This is a genomic window from Janthinobacterium sp. AD80, assembly GCF_002878455.1.
Taxonomy (GTDB): domain Bacteria; phylum Pseudomonadota; class Gammaproteobacteria; order Burkholderiales; family Burkholderiaceae_D; genus Janthinobacterium.
The window spans coordinates 1-15,446 of sequence record NZ_NRDQ01000001.1 but is presented as its reverse complement, the minus strand read 5'-3'; the positions used below and the strand labels follow the sequence as shown (position 1 = coordinate 15,446).

Below are 15,446 nucleotides of genomic sequence, written 5' to 3'. Positions count from 1 at the left end.
GCATGAACCACTCCACATCTCTCCCAGGCAAGGTCTACCTGATCGGCGCCGGACCTGGCGCGCAAGACTTGATGACCTTGCGCGGCGCGCGCCTGCTGGCGCAGGCCGATGTCGTGCTGCACGACGCGCTCGTCACCGCGGAGATGCTGGAGCTGTGCCCGCAGGCGCGGAAGATCCTGGTCGGCAAGCGCTGCGGCCAGCTCTCCACGGCACAGGCCTTCATCAACAAGCAGCTGGTTGACAATGCCCGCAAGCACGCCGTCGTGGTGCGCCTGAAAGGGGGCGACCCCATGCTGTTCGGCCGCGCCGACGAGGAATTGCGCGCGCTGGAAGAAGCCGGCATCGCAGTGGAAGTGGTGCCGGGCATTACCACGGCGCTGGCGGCCGCCGCCGCCACGCAGCAGCCGCTGACCAAGCGGGGCGTCTCGCGCAGCGTGGCCTTCTTTACCTCCAGCACGGCACCTGGCGAGCCGGACCAGACGCGCATTCCCGACTGCGACACCCTGGTGCAATACATGGGGGGCCGCGAAGCCATCGTCACGGCGCAGCGCCTGCTGGCGCAAGGCCGTCCTGCCGATACGCCCGTGGTGGTGATTGAAAACTGCAGCCGCGCCGACCAGCGCATCGTGCGCTTGCCGCTGAGCGCGCTGGCGCACGGCCTGGGCGACGCCCATGGCCCCGTGCTGGTGATGCTGGGCCAGGCCATGGCGACACGCGCGCATCAGGCCATCGACAAAACGGCCGCCATTCTGGCGCGCCATGCATGAATAAACACAGCGTATTTTACCGACTTTAAAGTCAGTAACTGACGTCTTGCGGGAAAACATGATACGATGCCTACGCATCTTTTCTCGAGAAGTTATTGCGTGATAGCAATGAAACTCACGCTTCACCCCGCATAGCGCTTGTTGCTCGGCCTCCCCGCCAAGGGCACCGCGCCCCAATCTCCCCGAAAAAAGCTGCGCCCGCAGGCTGCAATACCGCGCCGCGCAACTTTAGCCTTACGACCACACATGAATTTCACCTCCATGCGCGAAGCCCTGACTTCGCTCAGCCGCAGCAATGCCGGCGTCGCCAGTGCCGTCATCCTGAGCATGCTCGCCTCCATCGCCCTGTGGACGGTCTTCCCCAATATCGACGACGAGAACCATTTGCTGGAATGGCTGCAGGCGCTGTTCCTGGCTCTGGCCTGCACCGTGCACGGCGTGCGCGCCTGGCAGGAACCTGACCGCCAGTCGCTGCGTTTCCTCATGCATGCCGGCTTGTGCGCCCTGCTGTTCGGCTTCCTGCTGCGCGAGCTCGACATCGACCAGTTCGGCACGGCACCCGCCTGGGCACAGGCTGAAAAGGCCCTGCGCGTGCTGGAATTGCTGATCCTGATACGCTTGCTGATCTTCTTCGCGCCGCGCGCGCGCAAGGTCTTCGCCCATGCCGGCCTGATTTTCAGCATGCGCATCACCATCCTGACGGCCATCGGCGGCTTGCTGATGGTGGCTGGCTGGCCGTTCGACAAGAAGGTCTTCCATGGCATGCCGGACGCGTATGCGCTGCTGGGCGAAGAAGTGTTCGAACTGGGTGCCTATCTGCTGCTGTTCCTCGCCTCGCTGTGCGACAGTTCGGCCGCAGCCCGCATCAGCCTGGCCCCCAAGGGCAAGCGCTAAGCTACTTCAAATGACGATGGCAGCGGCAGCAGCCGCTGCAAGGCAGCCGCCACGCGCAACAGGCGCGGATCGTCGTCCTGCGCCTCGTCGCAGGTATCGTTAATACAGAAAAACGGCAGGCTGCCGAAGCGCGCCGCCAGCTCGGCGAGCTGCCGCGGCGCATGCGCATCGCCGCTGGCGATATGCAGCGGGTCGAGTACCTTGTCGCGCGCGAATCCCTGATGCACCATCCAGCGCGGCACCAGGTCAGGCAGCAATGCCGGCACCCGCCAGGAACGGAACACCGTGGCGCGCACTCCCGCAAACATGCCCGGCGCCAGCGCTTCCAGCGCATGCAGCGCGCTTTTCAGCATGGGCCGCGGCGCATGCGCATACAAATGCGGCGCATGCCGGTAACCGGCATACTGCGCCGACAGCCATTGCCTGGACAAGGTGGCGCAATTGACGGGCGCCGCCACGTCATCGCGCAAGCCTTGCTGCACTACTTGCGGCGCGCTCTCGGTGAAAACGCTCAGGCGCCGGTCTTCGCCCTCGCCAAACCAGAATGCCGGTTCGAACGGCGCGCCCAGAAAGACGTCGTCATTCAGGTATAAAAAGCGTTCGGACAGGCCGGGAATATGGTGCAGATACGATTCGATATGGCCCGAGTCGAACACCGGCAGCGCGGCGCCGGGCATCAGGCTGGCATGGTCGATCACGGTGAGGCGCGGTGAGGTGCGCAGCCATTGCGGCACTTGCCTGTCCGTCAGCAGATAGACATGGCCGTGGCCCGGGAAGAAGCGTTCCAGCGCGCGCAGGTTGTAGCGCAGTTCGCCATTGTCGCGGTAGCGCCCCGCCACGTTGCCGTGCAAGGCCAGCTGGCCGGGATGGGTCTGCGCCCAGGCCGCATACGCCTGCTGCCGGCGCGCGCGCCACGCGGGATCGGCGCCGTCAACCCACAGGTAGACGATGTCGATGCCGCTCAAGGGAGAGGGCTGGAGCCTGGCGCCGCCACGCAGTAATCGGCGATGGCCGCCAGTACGCTGGCGTTTTCGCCCACCGCTTCCACCACCTTCAGGCGCAATGCCGGATGCCGCTGGCGCAATTCTTCCACCAGCAGGGGCAAGTCGCGCAGCACATGGCCGCCCTGCCCCAGGAACACGGGCACCACGGTGACGTTGAGGATGGCGCCGGCGGGCAGCTCGGCCAGCAGGGTCTCCAGCAGTTCGGGCAGGCGCGGCGTCATCAGCTCCAGGAACGCCAGGTGCACACCGGTAGCAGGCATGCGCGCCTGGGTCAGATCGCGCAGGCGTTCGAAGGGCGCGGCCCACGATGCGGCGCGCGCGCCATGGGCAAACAGAATCAATGCCTGTTTCACGTGCGTCTCCATCAGTGCCGCTCCACCCACCACAGAGCGCCCAGCGCCAGCAGCAGGTATAGTGCGCTCGGCGCCACGGCGGTCAGGAAGGCCGGCCAGGTACTCAGCAAGCCAAGGTGCGAGAACAGGGTGTTGACCAGCATGAAGCTCACGCCGATCATGATGCCGATGAAGATCTTCAGGCTGATGCCGCCGCTGCGCGTATGCATGTAGGCGAACGGCAGCGCCAGCGCCATCAGCACGAAGATCGCCAGCGGATCGATCAGCTTTTTCCAGAAGGCGATGCGGAAACGCTCGGTCTCCTGCTTGTTTTCGGCCAGGTGGCGCGTGTACACGGCCAGTTCGCTGGCCGACATGCGTTCAGGATCGGAGGCCGATACCGTCAGGATCTTCGGCGTCACCTCGGAAACCATGTCCTTGGTGGCGCTTTGCACTGTGCGCACCAGGCTCGTTTCCTGGCCAAAGTAGTTTTCCAGCTTCGGCTCGAAACCGGGCGACGTGCTGGCGCTATTCGAAAACGTCGTCTCCGTCACGCCGGTCAGGCGCCAGATATTATTGCCCTGATAGGTTGCGCCCTGGGCCACGGTCAGGGTGCGCAGGCGCATGTCGGTGTCGAACTCATACAGCTTGACGTTTTTCAGGAGGCCATCCGGCCGCGCCTCGCCCACGTTGAAAAAGCGCGAACCGGTGACGGTGCCCGTCAGTCCATCGCTCTTGACCATGTCCTTGGTCCACAGGCCGGAGCGGAATTCGCTCGATACGGCCGCGCCGCGCGACGTCAGCTTGAGGCGTTCGGCCAGGGTTTCCGTGCGCGGGGTGATCAACTCGCCGAAGATGAAGGTGATCACGACGAAGACGATACCGATGCGGAACAGGAAGCCTGCCGCCATCGCCGTCGACATGCTCGACGCACGCATGATGGTAAATTCCGAACTGGCGGCAAACTGCGCCATCGTATAGATCGTGCCGATCAGGGCCGCGATGGGCATCACTTCATACACATGGCCCGGCACCAGCACCAGCACATACAAGAACGCGTACTGGATGCTGTAGCCGTTCTTGCCCACCTTGGGCAACTCGCCGGTCAGGTCGATGAACGCCTGCAGCGCCAAAAAGGCGAGCAGCACGAACAGCACCGCCTGGAAAATCGAGACCGCAAAATAGCGCTGTAAAATCTTCATTTCGATGCCGCTTTACTTGTTTTGCCGGCGCGGCGCGCGCGCTTGAAGGACGCCAGCAGGACCAGCGGATGATAGCGGTGGTTCACATTCAGGCGCCAGGCAAACAGCGCCACGACAGCCAGCGCCGCCAGCAGATGCAGCGGCCACCAGGCCAGGCCGAACGTCAAACGCCCCTGCTTCACGCTCGCCTCGATGACCTTGATCAGGTTACTGTAGGTGAAGAAAATCAGCAGGGCGATGATCAGGTTGGCCGAACTGCCGGCGCGCGGATTGACAAAGCCCAGCGGAATGGCCAGCAGGATGAGCATCAGGCCGATCAGCGGCGCGCTCACGCGCCATAACAATTCGGCCCTGGTGAATTGATTCGGCTCGGCAATCAGCGCCATGGTGCTCATGGCGCGCACGCCCAGGTCCGCGCCCAGCTCCTGCTGCTTGCTCTCGATGCGCATGATGTACTGCTCGAATTCCATGGTCTGGAAGTCGGCCTGCGTCGGCGTGCCCTGGTAGCGGCGGCCGCTCTTGAGCACCAGGAAGCGTTCGCCACGGGCATCCGTATTGATCACGCCTTCCCTGGCGACGACAACCACCGCGCTGCCCTTGGCATCGACGGTATTGACGAACACATTGTGCACCACGTTTTTCTCGCCGCCGCCACCTTCGACGAAGAAGATGCGGTTGCTGCCGGCCGATTCGCGGAACTGGCCCGGCGTGACTTTTTGCAGGTCTTCGCGCTTTTCAAAACGCGCCACATATTCGTCGCTTTTCTTTTGCGCCCACGGTGTGGCATACAGGCTCAGGATGCCGGTGGCCAGCACCAGCGGCAAGCCAAAGCTCAGCACCGGCCAGATCCAGCGCGACAGGCTCATGCCCGAGGCGAACCAGACCACCATCTCCGACTCCTTGTAGCTGCGCGTGACCACCATCAGCACCGAGATGAATCCGGTGAGGATGATGATGGTAGGCAGCTGCATCAGGGCGGAAAAAACCATCAGCGACATGACGTCCGAGGACGCGATCTTGCCGCCCGCAGCCTTGCCGAGAATACCAATCAACATCCAGGTGAGCAGGATGCTGAACAAAACAGTGAAGGTGGCCCCGGCGGCACTAGCCAATTCACGTCGAAGGGCGCGTTGAAAGATCATTCGGAGTTTATAATTCGGATCGGTTAGTTGAGTAACACGTTACTAGTAAATGAAAACGGAGAACCAAATGGACTTTAGCATAAAAGCATTCGATACCAAGAGCACCCTCGGCACGGCCAAAAGCGGATGCATCGCGGTTGCGGTATTCGAAAACAAAAAACTGTCGCCAGCGGCAAAATCGCTGGACAGCAAGGGTGCAATTTCGGCTGCGCTGAAGTCCGGCGACATCAGCGGCAAGCCTGGCAGCACATTGCTGCTGCGTGCAGTCGATGGCGTCACCGCCGAACGCGTTCTGCTCGTCGGCATGGGCAGCGATGAAAGCGTCAGCGAGAAAAGCTTCGCTACCGGTGTACAAGCGGCGCTGAAAGCCTTCGGCTCCCTGGGCGCTGCGGACGCCATTATCGCATTACCACTGACAGATGTGAAAGAGCGCGACGTAAATTGGGCAATCCGTTGTGTGGTGCAGGCTGCACACGACAGCGAATACCGCTGCGACTCGCAAAAAAGCAAGAAAGATCCGGCACCGGCGGGCGTGCGCAAGATCGTCCTGTCGGCACCGGCAACGGCCGCCACGCGCGGCGCGCTGGCGCAAGCCATCGCCATCGCCAACGGCTCCGACCTGACGCGCAACCTGGGCGACCTGCCAGCGAACATCGCCAACCCGACCTACCTGGCCAGCACGGCCAAGCAGCTGGCCAAGGATTTCAAGTTCGAAGTCGAAGTGCTGGACCGCAAACAGCTCGAAGCGCTGAAAATGGGCAGCTTCCTGTCCGTCACCAACGGCAGCGAACAGCCGCCGAAGTTCATCGTCCTGAAGCACATGGGCGGCAAGGCCAAGGACGCGCCAGTCGTCCTGGTCGGCAAGGGCATCACCTTTGACACGGGCGGCATCTCGCTCAAGGCCGGTCCTGGCATGGACGAGATGAAATACGACATGGGCGGCGCCGCATCGGTGCTGGGCACCTTCCGCGCCATCGGCGAGATGAACCTGAAGCTGAACGTCATCGGCATCATCGCCGCGTGCGAAAACATGCCGTCGGGCCGCGCCACCAAGCCGGGCGACGTCGTCACCTCGATGAATGGCCTGACCATCGAAGTGCTGAACACGGACGCCGAAGGCCGTCTGGTGCTGTGCGATGCGCTGACCTACGCCGAACGCTTCAAGCCGGCAGCCGTGGTCGATATCGCCACCCTGACGGGCGCTTGCGTCGTGGCCCTGGGCCACCATAACAGCGGTCTGTTTACACGCAGCGATGCGGCGCATGACCAACTGGCCAATGAACTGCTGGCAGCGGGCAAGCAGGCGAGCGACACGGCATGGCGCATGCCGATCGAAGAAGCGTACAACGAGCAGCTGAAATCGAACTTCGCCGACCTGGCCAACATCGGCACGCCAGGCGGCGGCGCGGTGACGGCAGCGGCCTTCCTGGAAAACTTCACCAAGAAGTACACCTGGGCGCATCTGGACATCGCCGGCACGGCCTGGAAATCGGGCGGCGCAAAAGGCGCCACCGGCCGTCCGGTGCCTTTGCTGACGACGTTCCTGATCAACAGAGTATAAGTTGACGCCTGCCGGCGGCGCCTTGCCGCCGGCGTTGCACTGCAAAAAAGCCGCCCTGGTCCGTGTGACCCTGGCGGCTTTTTCACGTGCGGCGTATTGACCTAATAGACGACGGGATCGGGAATCGGCTGCGGCGCCACCTTCGGCTGCACCACGCTGTGCGGCGTCGCTTCGCCGGCAGCGGCAGGAGCCGGCGCGGCGATCCTGGCGGGTGGCGGCGGTGGCGCCAGGCGCGCCGGGTCCTGCATGACGATGGTCAGCACCGAGGGATAGTCGAAGCCGGCGCCCGTGTTGCGGTCGACGAAATAGCCGACGCCCAGGGTCAGGATGACATTGCCCCAGACGCTGCCATTGAGCTTGGGATCGATGCTGCCGTCGGTGGCGACGGCGGGCGAGCCGTGCTTGCGGCAATCGACCTTCAGCGGTTCCTGGCTCTTGCGGATGGTGATGCGGCCCGGCGTGGTGACGAACCACTTGCCGACGTCGTTGCTGAGGATGCAGCCGGCGCCAGTCAGTTCGCGGTTATCCTGAATGGTTTGCACCAGCACCATCTGCTCGGTATTGCCCGTCAGGGTGGCGCAGCCGCCCAGCCCCAGCAACAGCAGCGCCTTGGCGGCAAGAGCGGCAGACGATGGTCCACGCATGGGAAACTCGCTTAACGGACGGGGATCGGCTGGTCGCCGGGCACGGCGACGGCAGTAACGCTGTTTTTCGGACTGCCCTCGATCAGGCGGTCGGAATACACCAGGTAGACCAGCGCATTGCGCTTGCTGTCGACCATGCGCACCACGCGCACATGCTTGAAGAAGATCGAGGCGCGCTCGGTAAACACCTCTTCCTGGCGCGGCAGCTTGCCCTTGAATTGCAGCGGCCCCACCTGGCGGCAGGCCACGGCCGCATCGGCCTTGTCTTCGGCCAGGCCGACGGCGCCCTTGATGCCGCCCGTCTTGGCGCGCGACAGGTAGCAGCTGACGCCAGCGACGCGGGGATCGTCGTAGGCTTCCACGACGATCTTGTGGTCAGGGCCGATCAGCTTGAAGACAGTATCGACGGAACCGATGGTTTCGGCCTGCGCCGTGGCGCACGCAACGCCCAGCAGCCATGCTGCAGCCAGCAATTTATGCATGGAGATAGTATCCCGGGCACGTGCGAACACGGCCATCAGTTGATGGGGGCAAAACGCTGCACCATGACGCCTTCGACCTCGATCAGCTGAAAGAACACGTCTTTCGGCCGGGTCCAGATCGAACCGTCAGCAGCGCGATAGACGATCATTGGCGTCAGATCCGCTTCCAGCGTGGCTTCGCACACCAGTTCGTAAATGCCGCCCTTGTAGTGCCGATAGCGCATTGCCGTCTCCTCAAGCCGTGGAATCTTCGCTCTTGTCGTCGGCCAGTGCCTTCTGCTTCATCTTCAGGCCCTGGATCACTTTCAAAATGCCTTCCATGCCGGCGGCGCCATCGGCGCCAGTGAAGGCATCGAGCACTTCATTGAGCACCTTGTTGCGCACGGTCGCCTCGTCGGACGACATTTCCAGCGCGCGCTGGGCCTTCGCGGCCTTTTCGGCGGCGCTGACCCGCGGCTTGGCTGCCGTCTTGCCATGCGTCAGAGCTGCCTGCCAGATAACCCAGCGGCGCTGGGTTTCGAAAATCAGGTACTCGTCCGGTTTGTCTTCTCTTCGCCGCACAATGTGGCCGTCACGCTGCGCCCACGCTTCAAATGCAGTTCGCATTTTCTTCCTTTGCAAATGCTACGCGCAAGTCTCACTATTAAAACTGCAACATTTCAAAATAGTACCATCTATTGATGTCGCAAAACAGTCTCATAGATATAGTACTGCAATTTATATAACAAGTCTGGCGGCGCCAGGAACGGAATGATTGCTCCGCCCCGGGCACAGTGGTCATGTAAGTCGGAATAGCAATTACAACTAATTACAACTGCTTCCTGCCTGGTTGCTAACTTGGCTGTAACAAAGCCGTGTGACACAGTTGTTACATTCTGCCATTTTAGTAGTTTTTATCGCGTTTTAGCGAGAAACTTTACACCTTTATCGCGTTAAAACGCCTTGCTCGGCGCACCGCGCCAGCCACTGATGCCAAATCAAACACAGGGGTTGATCAATCATACACAAAAACATAATATTCATGCGCCACGATTGGTTAAAAATAAATACTTTTTCCACATTCATTTTCCTCCAGAGCAAACAAAACAGGCGTCGGGCAAGCCCGCCACGGCACTGGCGACACGCATGCGGTAAGATTCGCGCCTATCGACGCGCAAGCGTCACCGCAGTTACTGACGCAGGCACCACTGCTGTCAGCACTTATTTACGCAAGGATTTTGCCCATGAAACTCGCCACCTGGAACGTCAACTCGCTCAAAGTGCGCCTGCCCCAAGTCTTGCAGTGGCTGGCGGACAACCCCGTCGACATACTGTGTTTACAAGAGACCAAGCTAACGGACGACAAGTTCCCCGTCGCTGAAATCGAGGCGGCCGGCTACCAGGTCGTTTTCAGCGGCCAGAAAACCTACAACGGCGTGGCCATCCTGTCGAAACTGCCGATCACCGATGTGGTCAAGAACAACCCCCGCTACGAAGATGCGCAGCAGCGCATCCTGGCTGCCACCATTGGCGGCGTGCGCGTCGTCTGCGCCTACGTGCCCAACGGCCAGAGCGTCGATTCGGACAAGTATGAATACAAGCTGGGCTGGCTGGCGGCCCTGCACGACTGGCTGGCGGAAGAGGCGCAGCAGCATCCGCAGCTGGCCGTCGTCGGCGACTACAATATCGCCCCCGACGACCGCGACGTGCACGACCCGGTCGCCTGGGAAGGCCAGGTCCTGGTCTCGGACAAGGAACGCGCCGCCCTGCAGCGCCTGCTCGACATCGGCCTGACGGATGCCTTCCGCCTGTTCGAGCAGGCGGAAAAATCGTTCAGCTGGTGGGATTACCGCCAGCTGGGCTTCCGCCTCAACAAGGGCCTGCGCATCGACCATATCCTGCTCTCGCCCGCCCTGGCCGCGCGCTGCAAGGCCTGCATCATTGACCGCGTCCCCCGCAAGTGGGAGCAGCCGTCCGACCACGCGCCTGTCGTGGCCACCATCGACTAAGCGCTCAGGAACGCCTGACAGAAGCGCAGCGGGCGGAAGGCAGAGGCGGCCGGGAAGCGGAACTGCGCCTGAGCACAGTGTGCATCGCAGGGCCCTTGTACCGACGCGCGGCAGTTCATGTCACGCGTTCCAGCAGGGCCTGCGCATTCACCGCAGGCACCGGCGCCGAAAACAGATAGCCCTGCGCATAGCGGCAGCCGTTTGCCTGCAGCAGGGCGAACTGCTCCTCCGTCTCCACGCCTTCGGCCACGGCCGACAATTGCAGGCTGTCGGCCAGCGCGATGATGGCCGCGACGATGGCGCGGTCTTCGCCGCTATGCTCCAGATCCTTGATGAAGGCGCGGTCGATCTTGACCTTCTTCACGGGGAAGCGCTTCAAATAGGCCAGGCTGGAATAGCCGGTGCCGAAATCGTCGATCGACAGACGCAGGCCCATGCCATTGATCTGTCGCAGAATTTCCAAGGTATGCTCGCCGTGCTGCATCAGCGCCGTTTCCGTGATTTCAAACTCCAGCAGCGCCGGATCGATGCCGCTTTCCTGCACGATGGCGCCGATGGCCGACACCAGGCCCTTGTGCATGAACTGGCGCGGCGACAGGTTCACCGCCAGCGGCACCGGCTGCAGGCCCTGGCGCTGCCAGGCCATGCTTTGCGCGCAAGCCTGGCGCATCACCCATTCGCCGACCGGCACGATCAAGCCGTTTTCCTCCATGATGGGGATGAAGCGGTCCGGCAGCACCATGCCGTGGCCGGGACGCCGCCAGCGCAGCAGCACTTCCATGCCATGCAGGCGCCGCGTGGCGATATCGATGACGGGCTGGTAAAACAGCTCGAACTGGTCCAGCGCCAGCGCCGTGCGCAAACTGCTTTCCAAATCAAAATGCAGGGCCGCCGCCTGGTTCATCGTCTGCGTGAAGAACTGGTAGTTATTCCGGCCATTGCCCTTGGCGTGGTACATGGCAGCGTCGGCATGGCGCATCAGGGCGTCGACGTCGCCGCCATCGTCCGGATACAGGCAGATGCCGATCGACGGCGTCACATGCAGTACGTGGCCGTCGAGCGGAAAGGCCGGCGTCAGCGCCTCGATGACTTTCTCGGCCACGCGCGCCGCCTCGTCGGCGCCGCGGATGCCTGGCACCAGCACGACGAATTCATCGCCGCCCAGGCGTGCCACCGTGTCGCTGGCGCGCACCGCGCGGCACAGGCGCGCCGCCACGTCCTTGAGCAGCAGGTCGCCCGTCATGTGGCCGAGCGAATCGTTGATGGTTTTAAAGCGGTCCAGGTCGATGAACATCACGGCCAGCTTGCGCCCGGAACGCTGCGATGCCAGCATGGCCCGCTCCAGGCGGTCCGACAGCAGCGCGCGGTTCGGCAAGCCCGTCAGGTTGTCGTGGTAGGCCATGTGGTGCACTCTGGCCTCGGCCTGGCGCCGTTCGACGATTTCGCCTTGCAGCAGCAAATTGGCGCCCGCCAGTTCGGCCGTGCGTTCATGCACGCGCAGTTCCAGTTCGTCGCGCGCGCGGCGCACCGCCTCGGCCGCCTCGCGGCGCGCCGTCACATCGTCGACCAGCCACACGGAGCGGCCATGCGCGTGCGCCAGGTCAAACGGCCGCCCGGACAGGCGTGCCCAGAAACGGCTGCCATCCTTGCGCACCAGCTGGTATTCCGACATGTGCACCCTGCCCGCCTGGAAATCGCGCGCCGTCTCGCCGCGCGCCGCCTTCCATGCCGCCACGTCCGGGTAGAGCGCCTGCACGGACAGGCCATTGATCTCGCCCGGCCCGTAACCGAACAGCTCTTCCATCTTGCTGTTGCTGCGCAAATTGAAGCCGCCCTCCACCACCGAGATGCCCAGCACGGCGCTGTCGAGGATGGCCTGGTTTTCCAGCAGCGCATTGCGCAGGGATTCTTCGGCGCGCTTGGCTTCCGTACGATCCTCGATGATCCAGATGGTGCCGGCGGCCGGATCGTCGGGGTTGACGACATAGGCGATTAGCTGCGCCCACAGGGTGCTGCCGTCGCGGCGCATCATCTCCACTTCCGTCTGGAACGGCTTGCCGACAGACAGGAAGGGGAATGCCGCCGCGCCCAGCAAATCATAGGACTGCTGCGATACATACAGCGCGCGCCCGGGCAGGCCCAGCGCCTCGTCGCCGCGGTAGCCGAACATGGCGGCAAAGCCCAGGTTGTAGCGCGTGATCTGGCGGTTCTTGGTAAACAGGATGCTCACCGAGGCATTCGTCATGATGGCCGCCACCTCCATCTGCGTCTGGCGGCTGGCCGTGACGTCTTCAAGTATCCAGATGGCGCCCTGCTCGCTATGCGCCTGGTCAACGGCCTTGGCGCGGATGCGGCACCAGAACAGGCTGCCGTCGCGCCGGCGGAACAGCGATTCATCCTGCTCATAGGGCAGGCCCTGGCCCAGCAGCGGCGTCGCCTGCACGCCGAATTCCTCGTACGCGGCGGGCGAGGGAAACAGGGCGGCGGCGGGCAGGCCCGTCATCTCTTCCTGCGCATAGCCGAACATCTCGGCGAAGCGGGGATTGCAGCGCAGGACCAGGCGCGAACGGGAAAACAGGATGCCGACGGAGGCGTTGTCGAGGATCGCCTGCTGCTCCAGCATCAGCTGGCGCGTCGCCTCCTCGGCCGCCTTTTGCGCGCTGCGGTCGTCGAACAGCCAGATCGTGTCGCGCAGCGCGCGCTCGGCCTGATGTTCCGGATTGATTACATAGCCATACGCGAGCGCCCAGAAGGTCGAACCGTCGCGCCGGCGCATCTCCATTTCGCCCTGGAACGGCAGACCGCGCCGCAGCAGGGGCGCCGCCTGCCGCACCACGTTTTCATAGGCGGCGCGCGACGGATACAGGTCGGCCACGGGCAGGCCCACGCCGCTGTCGCCGTCAAAGCCGAAGCATTCGGCAAAGCGCCGGTTGTAGCGCAGCACGCCCGTGTCGCGCTGGAAGCCGATGGCCAGCGGCGCGTTGTCCATCACGGCCTGCATTTCCAGCATGGCGCGGCGCAGCTGGTCTTCGTCGCGCCGGTGCTCGCTGATATCCTCGATGATCCACACCGTGCCGTCATGCGTGTTGAGCGGATCGACGGCGCGCCCGTGCAGGCGGCTCCAGAACAGGCTGCCATCCTGGCGCCGCAGTTCCAGCTCCGTGCGGTAGGGCTTGCCCTTCGACAGCAGCGGCGCCGCTTCCAGCCCCAGCAAACGGCAGTGCTCGGCCGAGCGGTACAGCACCGCGCCGGGCATGCCCGTCAGCTGGTGGCGCGCATAGCCGAGCATTTCGGCGGCGCGGATATTGCACTCCTCGATGAAGCCGCCCTTGGAAAAGACGATGCCGACAGCCGCGCTTTCCAGGATGGCCTGCTGCTCCAGCAAGGTCTTGCGCATGGCTTGCTGGTCGCGCTGCTGCACGCGGATATCGGCAAACACCAGGGTGGCGCCCGGCAAGCCGGTCTCCACCTTCAGCGGCTTGGCCCAGACCTGCACGCCGATGGCGCCGTCGCTGCCCTGCAGGCTGCTGTCCCACTGGCGCGCGCGGCCGGCCGGGCCCAGCGCGCCGCGCAGCATGCTGGTGCTCGATGCGCGGTAGGCGTCGCTGAAACAGTCGGCCAGCAGCCGCCCCGACACATCGACGCCCAGCAAGTCCACCAGCGCGCCATTCGCCGCCACCACCATGCCGCAGGCATCGCAGGCGCACGCTGGCAAGGCGATGAGGTTCAACGCATCTGCAATAAATTCGGGACTGGTCGGGACGCGCTTCATGGACACCCATGGGACGGTTAAGGACTGAACAAACATGCAACTAGGTAATATATTCCGCCAAGCATCGTGGTGCTGCTAGATCATAAACCAGTTTCCCGGGGTTTTTTCATATTCCTTGCTGGCAATATCGCAAACGCCACAGAGCAGGTGCAACACCCGTGTTGCAATGCTGTTGCATGGCAGGAAAATGAAACAAATCGTTTAGAATAAAAGCATGCGCCGCCCTTCCCATCCTCCGCTCGACCACCGCGACAAACCCGTCATCTGGACCGTTTCCGTCTCGCGCCTGTTCGACCTATTCCGCGACATCACGCTCGAATACGACGACCTGGCGACGATCGAGCCGATCAACCTGGGTTTCGACGACGCCGTGCGCCACATCCGCGACCGCATGGCCACCGAACGCTGCGACGCCGTCATCGCGGCCGGCTCGAACGGCGCCTACCTGAAGGGCCGCCTGTCGGTCCCCGTCATCATCGCCAGGGCCAGCGGCTACGACGTGATGCAGGCGCTGGCGCGCGCGCGGCGCATCTCGCCACACATCGGCGTCGTCACCTACCAGGACCCGATGCCGGAACTGGCGGAATTTGCCGCCACCTTCGGCTTCCAGATCGCGCAGCGCACCTACGCCACGGAAGAAGACGCGCGCGCGCAGATCAATGAACTCAAGGCGGCCGGCGTCAAGGCCGTCGTCGGCGCCGGGCTGGTCACCGACCTGGCGGAAGAAGCGGGCCTGGACGCCGTCTTCGTGTATTCCGCCACAGCCATCCGGCGCGCCTTCGACGACGCGCTGGAACTGGCGCGCCTGACCCAGCTCGAATCGAACCGCGGGCGCCGCACGGCGGTGGCCGACACCCTGCGCGCCAAGCACGGCTTGCACGACCTGCGCGGCGAGTCCGAGGCGATGGAAGCAGTGCGCCAGTCGGTGGTGCTGTTTGCCCGCTCGCCGGCGACCGTGCTGATTCAGGGCGAAACGGGCAGCGGCAAGGAACTGGCGGCGCAGGCGATCCACCGTGAAAGCCCGCGCAGCCTGGGCGCCAACCGCCCCTTCCTGGCCATCAATTGCGGCGCCATCGCCGAATCCCTGCTGGAGTCGGAATTGTTCGGCCACGAAGATGGCGCCTTCACGGGCGCGCGCCGGGGCGGCCATGCGGGCCTGTTCGAGGCGGCCAACCATGGCACCCTGTTCCTCGATGAAATCGGCGAAATGCCGCTGGCCCTGCAAACGCGGCTGCTGCGCGTGCTGGAAGAGCGCGAAGTGGTGCGCGTGGGCGGCACACGGCCCATCGCCATCAATGTGCGCATCATCAGCGCCACGCACTGCGACCTGGAACAGCGCATCCGCGAAGGGCGCTTCCGCGCCGACCTGTTCTACCGCCTGGCCGTGCTGCGCCTGCACTTGCCGCCGCTGCGCGAACGGGCCGCCGACATTCCGGCCCTGGCCGAATGGTCGCTGAAAAACGCGCTGGCCGCCCTGGGCGCACGGCCGCACCCGAACCTGCATGCGGAAGTCCAGGCTTGCGCAGGGCTGCTGCGCCGCCACGGCTGGCCCGGCAACGTGCGCGAACTGCGCAACCTGGCCGAGCGCCTGGCGCTGTTCCTGGCGGCCGAACCGCTGCAGGCGCTGACTCCCGCCTTCGTGCTGGGCGTGGCGCCGG

At 63.7% G+C, this 15,446-nt stretch carries 15 protein-coding genes; 6 read left to right on the top strand and 9 right to left on the bottom strand.

Annotated features, from left to right (window positions below; translation table 11 throughout):
- The first annotated feature begins 2 nt into the window (after positions 1 to 2).
- Both cobA and JaAD80_RS00065 read left to right on the top strand, forming a co-directional pair.
- A complete protein-coding gene (gene cobA, locus JaAD80_RS00070; protein ID WP_102292348.1) occupies positions 3 to 767 on the top strand; it encodes a uroporphyrinogen-III C-methyltransferase in 765 nt (254 codons plus the stop codon).
- A gap of 246 nt (positions 768 to 1,013) precedes the next feature.
- Entirely contained in the window at positions 1,014 to 1,661 is a 648-nt protein-coding gene (locus JaAD80_RS00065; protein WP_146012207.1) for a hypothetical protein, read from the top strand.
- Here JaAD80_RS00065 and JaAD80_RS00060 read toward each other — a convergent pair.
- Genes JaAD80_RS00060 through lptF form a run of 4 tightly spaced genes read right to left on the bottom strand, consistent with a single transcriptional unit; the run spans position 1,658 to position 5,341 of the window.
- Positions 1,658 to 2,626, bottom strand: a complete 969-nt coding sequence (locus JaAD80_RS00060) for a Stealth CR1 domain-containing protein (protein ID WP_258002744.1) — start codon at positions 2,624 to 2,626, stop codon at positions 1,658 to 1,660. The two genes, JaAD80_RS00065 and JaAD80_RS00060, sit on opposite strands and share 4 nt — an antisense overlap.
- A complete protein-coding gene (locus tag JaAD80_RS00055) occupies positions 2,623 to 3,030 on the bottom strand; it encodes a sirohydrochlorin chelatase (protein ID WP_102292346.1) in 408 nt (135 codons plus the stop codon). Before JaAD80_RS00055 ends, JaAD80_RS00060 begins: the two co-directional genes overlap by 4 nt.
- Positions 3,030 to 4,199, bottom strand: a complete 1,170-nt coding sequence (lptG, locus tag JaAD80_RS00050; protein WP_102292345.1) for an LPS export ABC transporter permease LptG — start codon at positions 4,197 to 4,199, stop codon at positions 3,030 to 3,032. Before lptG ends, JaAD80_RS00055 begins: the two co-directional genes overlap by 1 nt.
- Positions 4,196 to 5,341: an LPS export ABC transporter permease LptF gene (gene lptF, locus JaAD80_RS00045; protein ID WP_102292344.1), complete on the bottom strand. Its 1,146-nt coding sequence runs from the start codon at positions 5,339 to 5,341 to the stop codon at positions 4,196 to 4,198. Before lptF ends, lptG begins: the two co-directional genes overlap by 4 nt.
- Before the next feature lie 67 nt (positions 5,342 to 5,408).
- Here lptF and JaAD80_RS00040 point away from each other — a divergent pair, with 67 nt between their 5' ends.
- The gene (locus JaAD80_RS00040) at positions 5,409 to 6,902 is read left to right on the top strand and encodes a leucyl aminopeptidase (RefSeq protein ID WP_102292343.1); all 1,494 of its coding nucleotides are present in this window, start codon (positions 5,409 to 5,411) and stop codon (positions 6,900 to 6,902) included.
- 101 nt (positions 6,903 to 7,003) lie between these two features.
- Here the strand turns inward: JaAD80_RS00040 and JaAD80_RS00035 are convergent, their stop codons facing one another.
- Genes JaAD80_RS00035 through JaAD80_RS00020 form a run of 4 tightly spaced genes read right to left on the bottom strand, consistent with a single transcriptional unit; the run spans position 7,004 to position 8,634 of the window.
- Entirely contained in the window at positions 7,004 to 7,546 is a 543-nt protein-coding gene (locus tag JaAD80_RS00035; RefSeq protein WP_180979238.1) for a hypothetical protein, read from the bottom strand.
- 11 nt (positions 7,547 to 7,557) lie between these two features.
- Positions 7,558 to 8,028 carry a CreA family protein gene (locus JaAD80_RS00030; RefSeq protein ID WP_102292373.1) on the bottom strand — a complete coding sequence of 157 codons (471 nt, stop codon included), beginning with the start codon at positions 8,026 to 8,028 and terminating at the stop codon, positions 7,558 to 7,560.
- 35 nt (positions 8,029 to 8,063) lie between these two features.
- Complete coding sequence (locus tag JaAD80_RS00025) at positions 8,064 to 8,252, bottom strand: DUF1653 domain-containing protein (RefSeq protein WP_034782199.1); 189 nt, start codon at positions 8,250 to 8,252, stop codon at positions 8,064 to 8,066.
- A 10-nt stretch (positions 8,253 to 8,262) separates the two neighbouring features.
- A complete protein-coding gene (locus tag JaAD80_RS00020) occupies positions 8,263 to 8,634 on the bottom strand; it encodes a hypothetical protein (RefSeq protein WP_102292342.1) in 372 nt (123 codons plus the stop codon).
- Between the two features lie 336 nt (positions 8,635 to 8,970).
- On the opposite strand from JaAD80_RS00020, the gene JaAD80_RS30015 reads away from it, so the two are divergent.
- Entirely contained in the window at positions 8,971 to 9,162 is a 192-nt protein-coding gene (locus JaAD80_RS30015; protein WP_146012206.1) for a hypothetical protein, read from the top strand.
- Positions 9,163 to 9,251: 89 nt separating this feature from the next.
- Positions 9,252 to 10,016, top strand: coding sequence for an exodeoxyribonuclease III (xth, locus tag JaAD80_RS00015; RefSeq protein ID WP_102292341.1), 765 nt, complete (start codon positions 9,252 to 9,254; stop codon positions 10,014 to 10,016).
- 115 nt (positions 10,017 to 10,131) lie between these two features.
- On the opposite strand, the gene JaAD80_RS00010 is transcribed toward xth, so the two are convergent.
- Complete coding sequence (locus JaAD80_RS00010) at positions 10,132 to 13,788, bottom strand: EAL domain-containing protein (protein WP_102292340.1); 3,657 nt, start codon at positions 13,786 to 13,788, stop codon at positions 10,132 to 10,134.
- A gap of 214 nt (positions 13,789 to 14,002) precedes the next feature.
- On the opposite strand from JaAD80_RS00010, the gene prpR reads away from it, so the two are divergent.
- Positions 14,003 to 15,446: propionate catabolism operon regulatory protein PrpR (prpR, locus tag JaAD80_RS00005; RefSeq protein ID WP_102292339.1), on the top strand; the 1,444-nt coding region annotated here is incomplete at its 3' end.

Bases quoted from the DNA above. Each gene is read 5' to 3' on its own strand.
- cobA (WP_102292348.1), top strand. From the start codon at position 3: ATGAACCACTCCACATCTCTCCCAGGCAAGGTCTACCTGATCGGCGCC.
- JaAD80_RS00065 (WP_146012207.1), top strand. From the start codon at position 1,014: ATGAATTTCACCTCCATGCGCGAAGCCCTGACTTCGCTCAGCCGCAGC.
- JaAD80_RS00055 (WP_102292346.1), bottom strand. From the start codon at position 3,030: ATGGAGACGCACGTGAAACAGGCATTGATTCTGTTTGCCCATGGCGCG.
- lptG (WP_102292345.1), bottom strand. From the start codon at position 4,199: ATGAAGATTTTACAGCGCTATTTTGCGGTCTCGATTTTCCAGGCGGTG.
- lptF (WP_102292344.1), bottom strand. From the start codon at position 5,341: ATGATCTTTCAACGCGCCCTTCGACGTGAATTGGCTAGTGCCGCCGGG.
- JaAD80_RS00040 (WP_102292343.1), top strand. From the start codon at position 5,409: ATGGACTTTAGCATAAAAGCATTCGATACCAAGAGCACCCTCGGCACG.
- JaAD80_RS00035 (WP_180979238.1), bottom strand. From the start codon at position 7,546: ATGCGTGGACCATCGTCTGCCGCTCTTGCCGCCAAGGCGCTGCTGTTG.
- JaAD80_RS00030 (WP_102292373.1), bottom strand. From the start codon at position 8,028: ATGCATAAATTGCTGGCTGCAGCATGGCTGCTGGGCGTTGCGTGCGCC.
- JaAD80_RS00025 (WP_034782199.1), bottom strand. From the start codon at position 8,252: ATGCGCTATCGGCACTACAAGGGCGGCATTTACGAACTGGTGTGCGAA.
- JaAD80_RS00020 (WP_102292342.1), bottom strand. From the start codon at position 8,634: ATGCGAACTGCATTTGAAGCGTGGGCGCAGCGTGACGGCCACATTGTG.
- xth (WP_102292341.1), top strand. From the start codon at position 9,252: ATGAAACTCGCCACCTGGAACGTCAACTCGCTCAAAGTGCGCCTGCCC.
- JaAD80_RS00010 (WP_102292340.1), bottom strand. From the start codon at position 13,788: ATGAAGCGCGTCCCGACCAGTCCCGAATTTATTGCAGATGCGTTGAAC.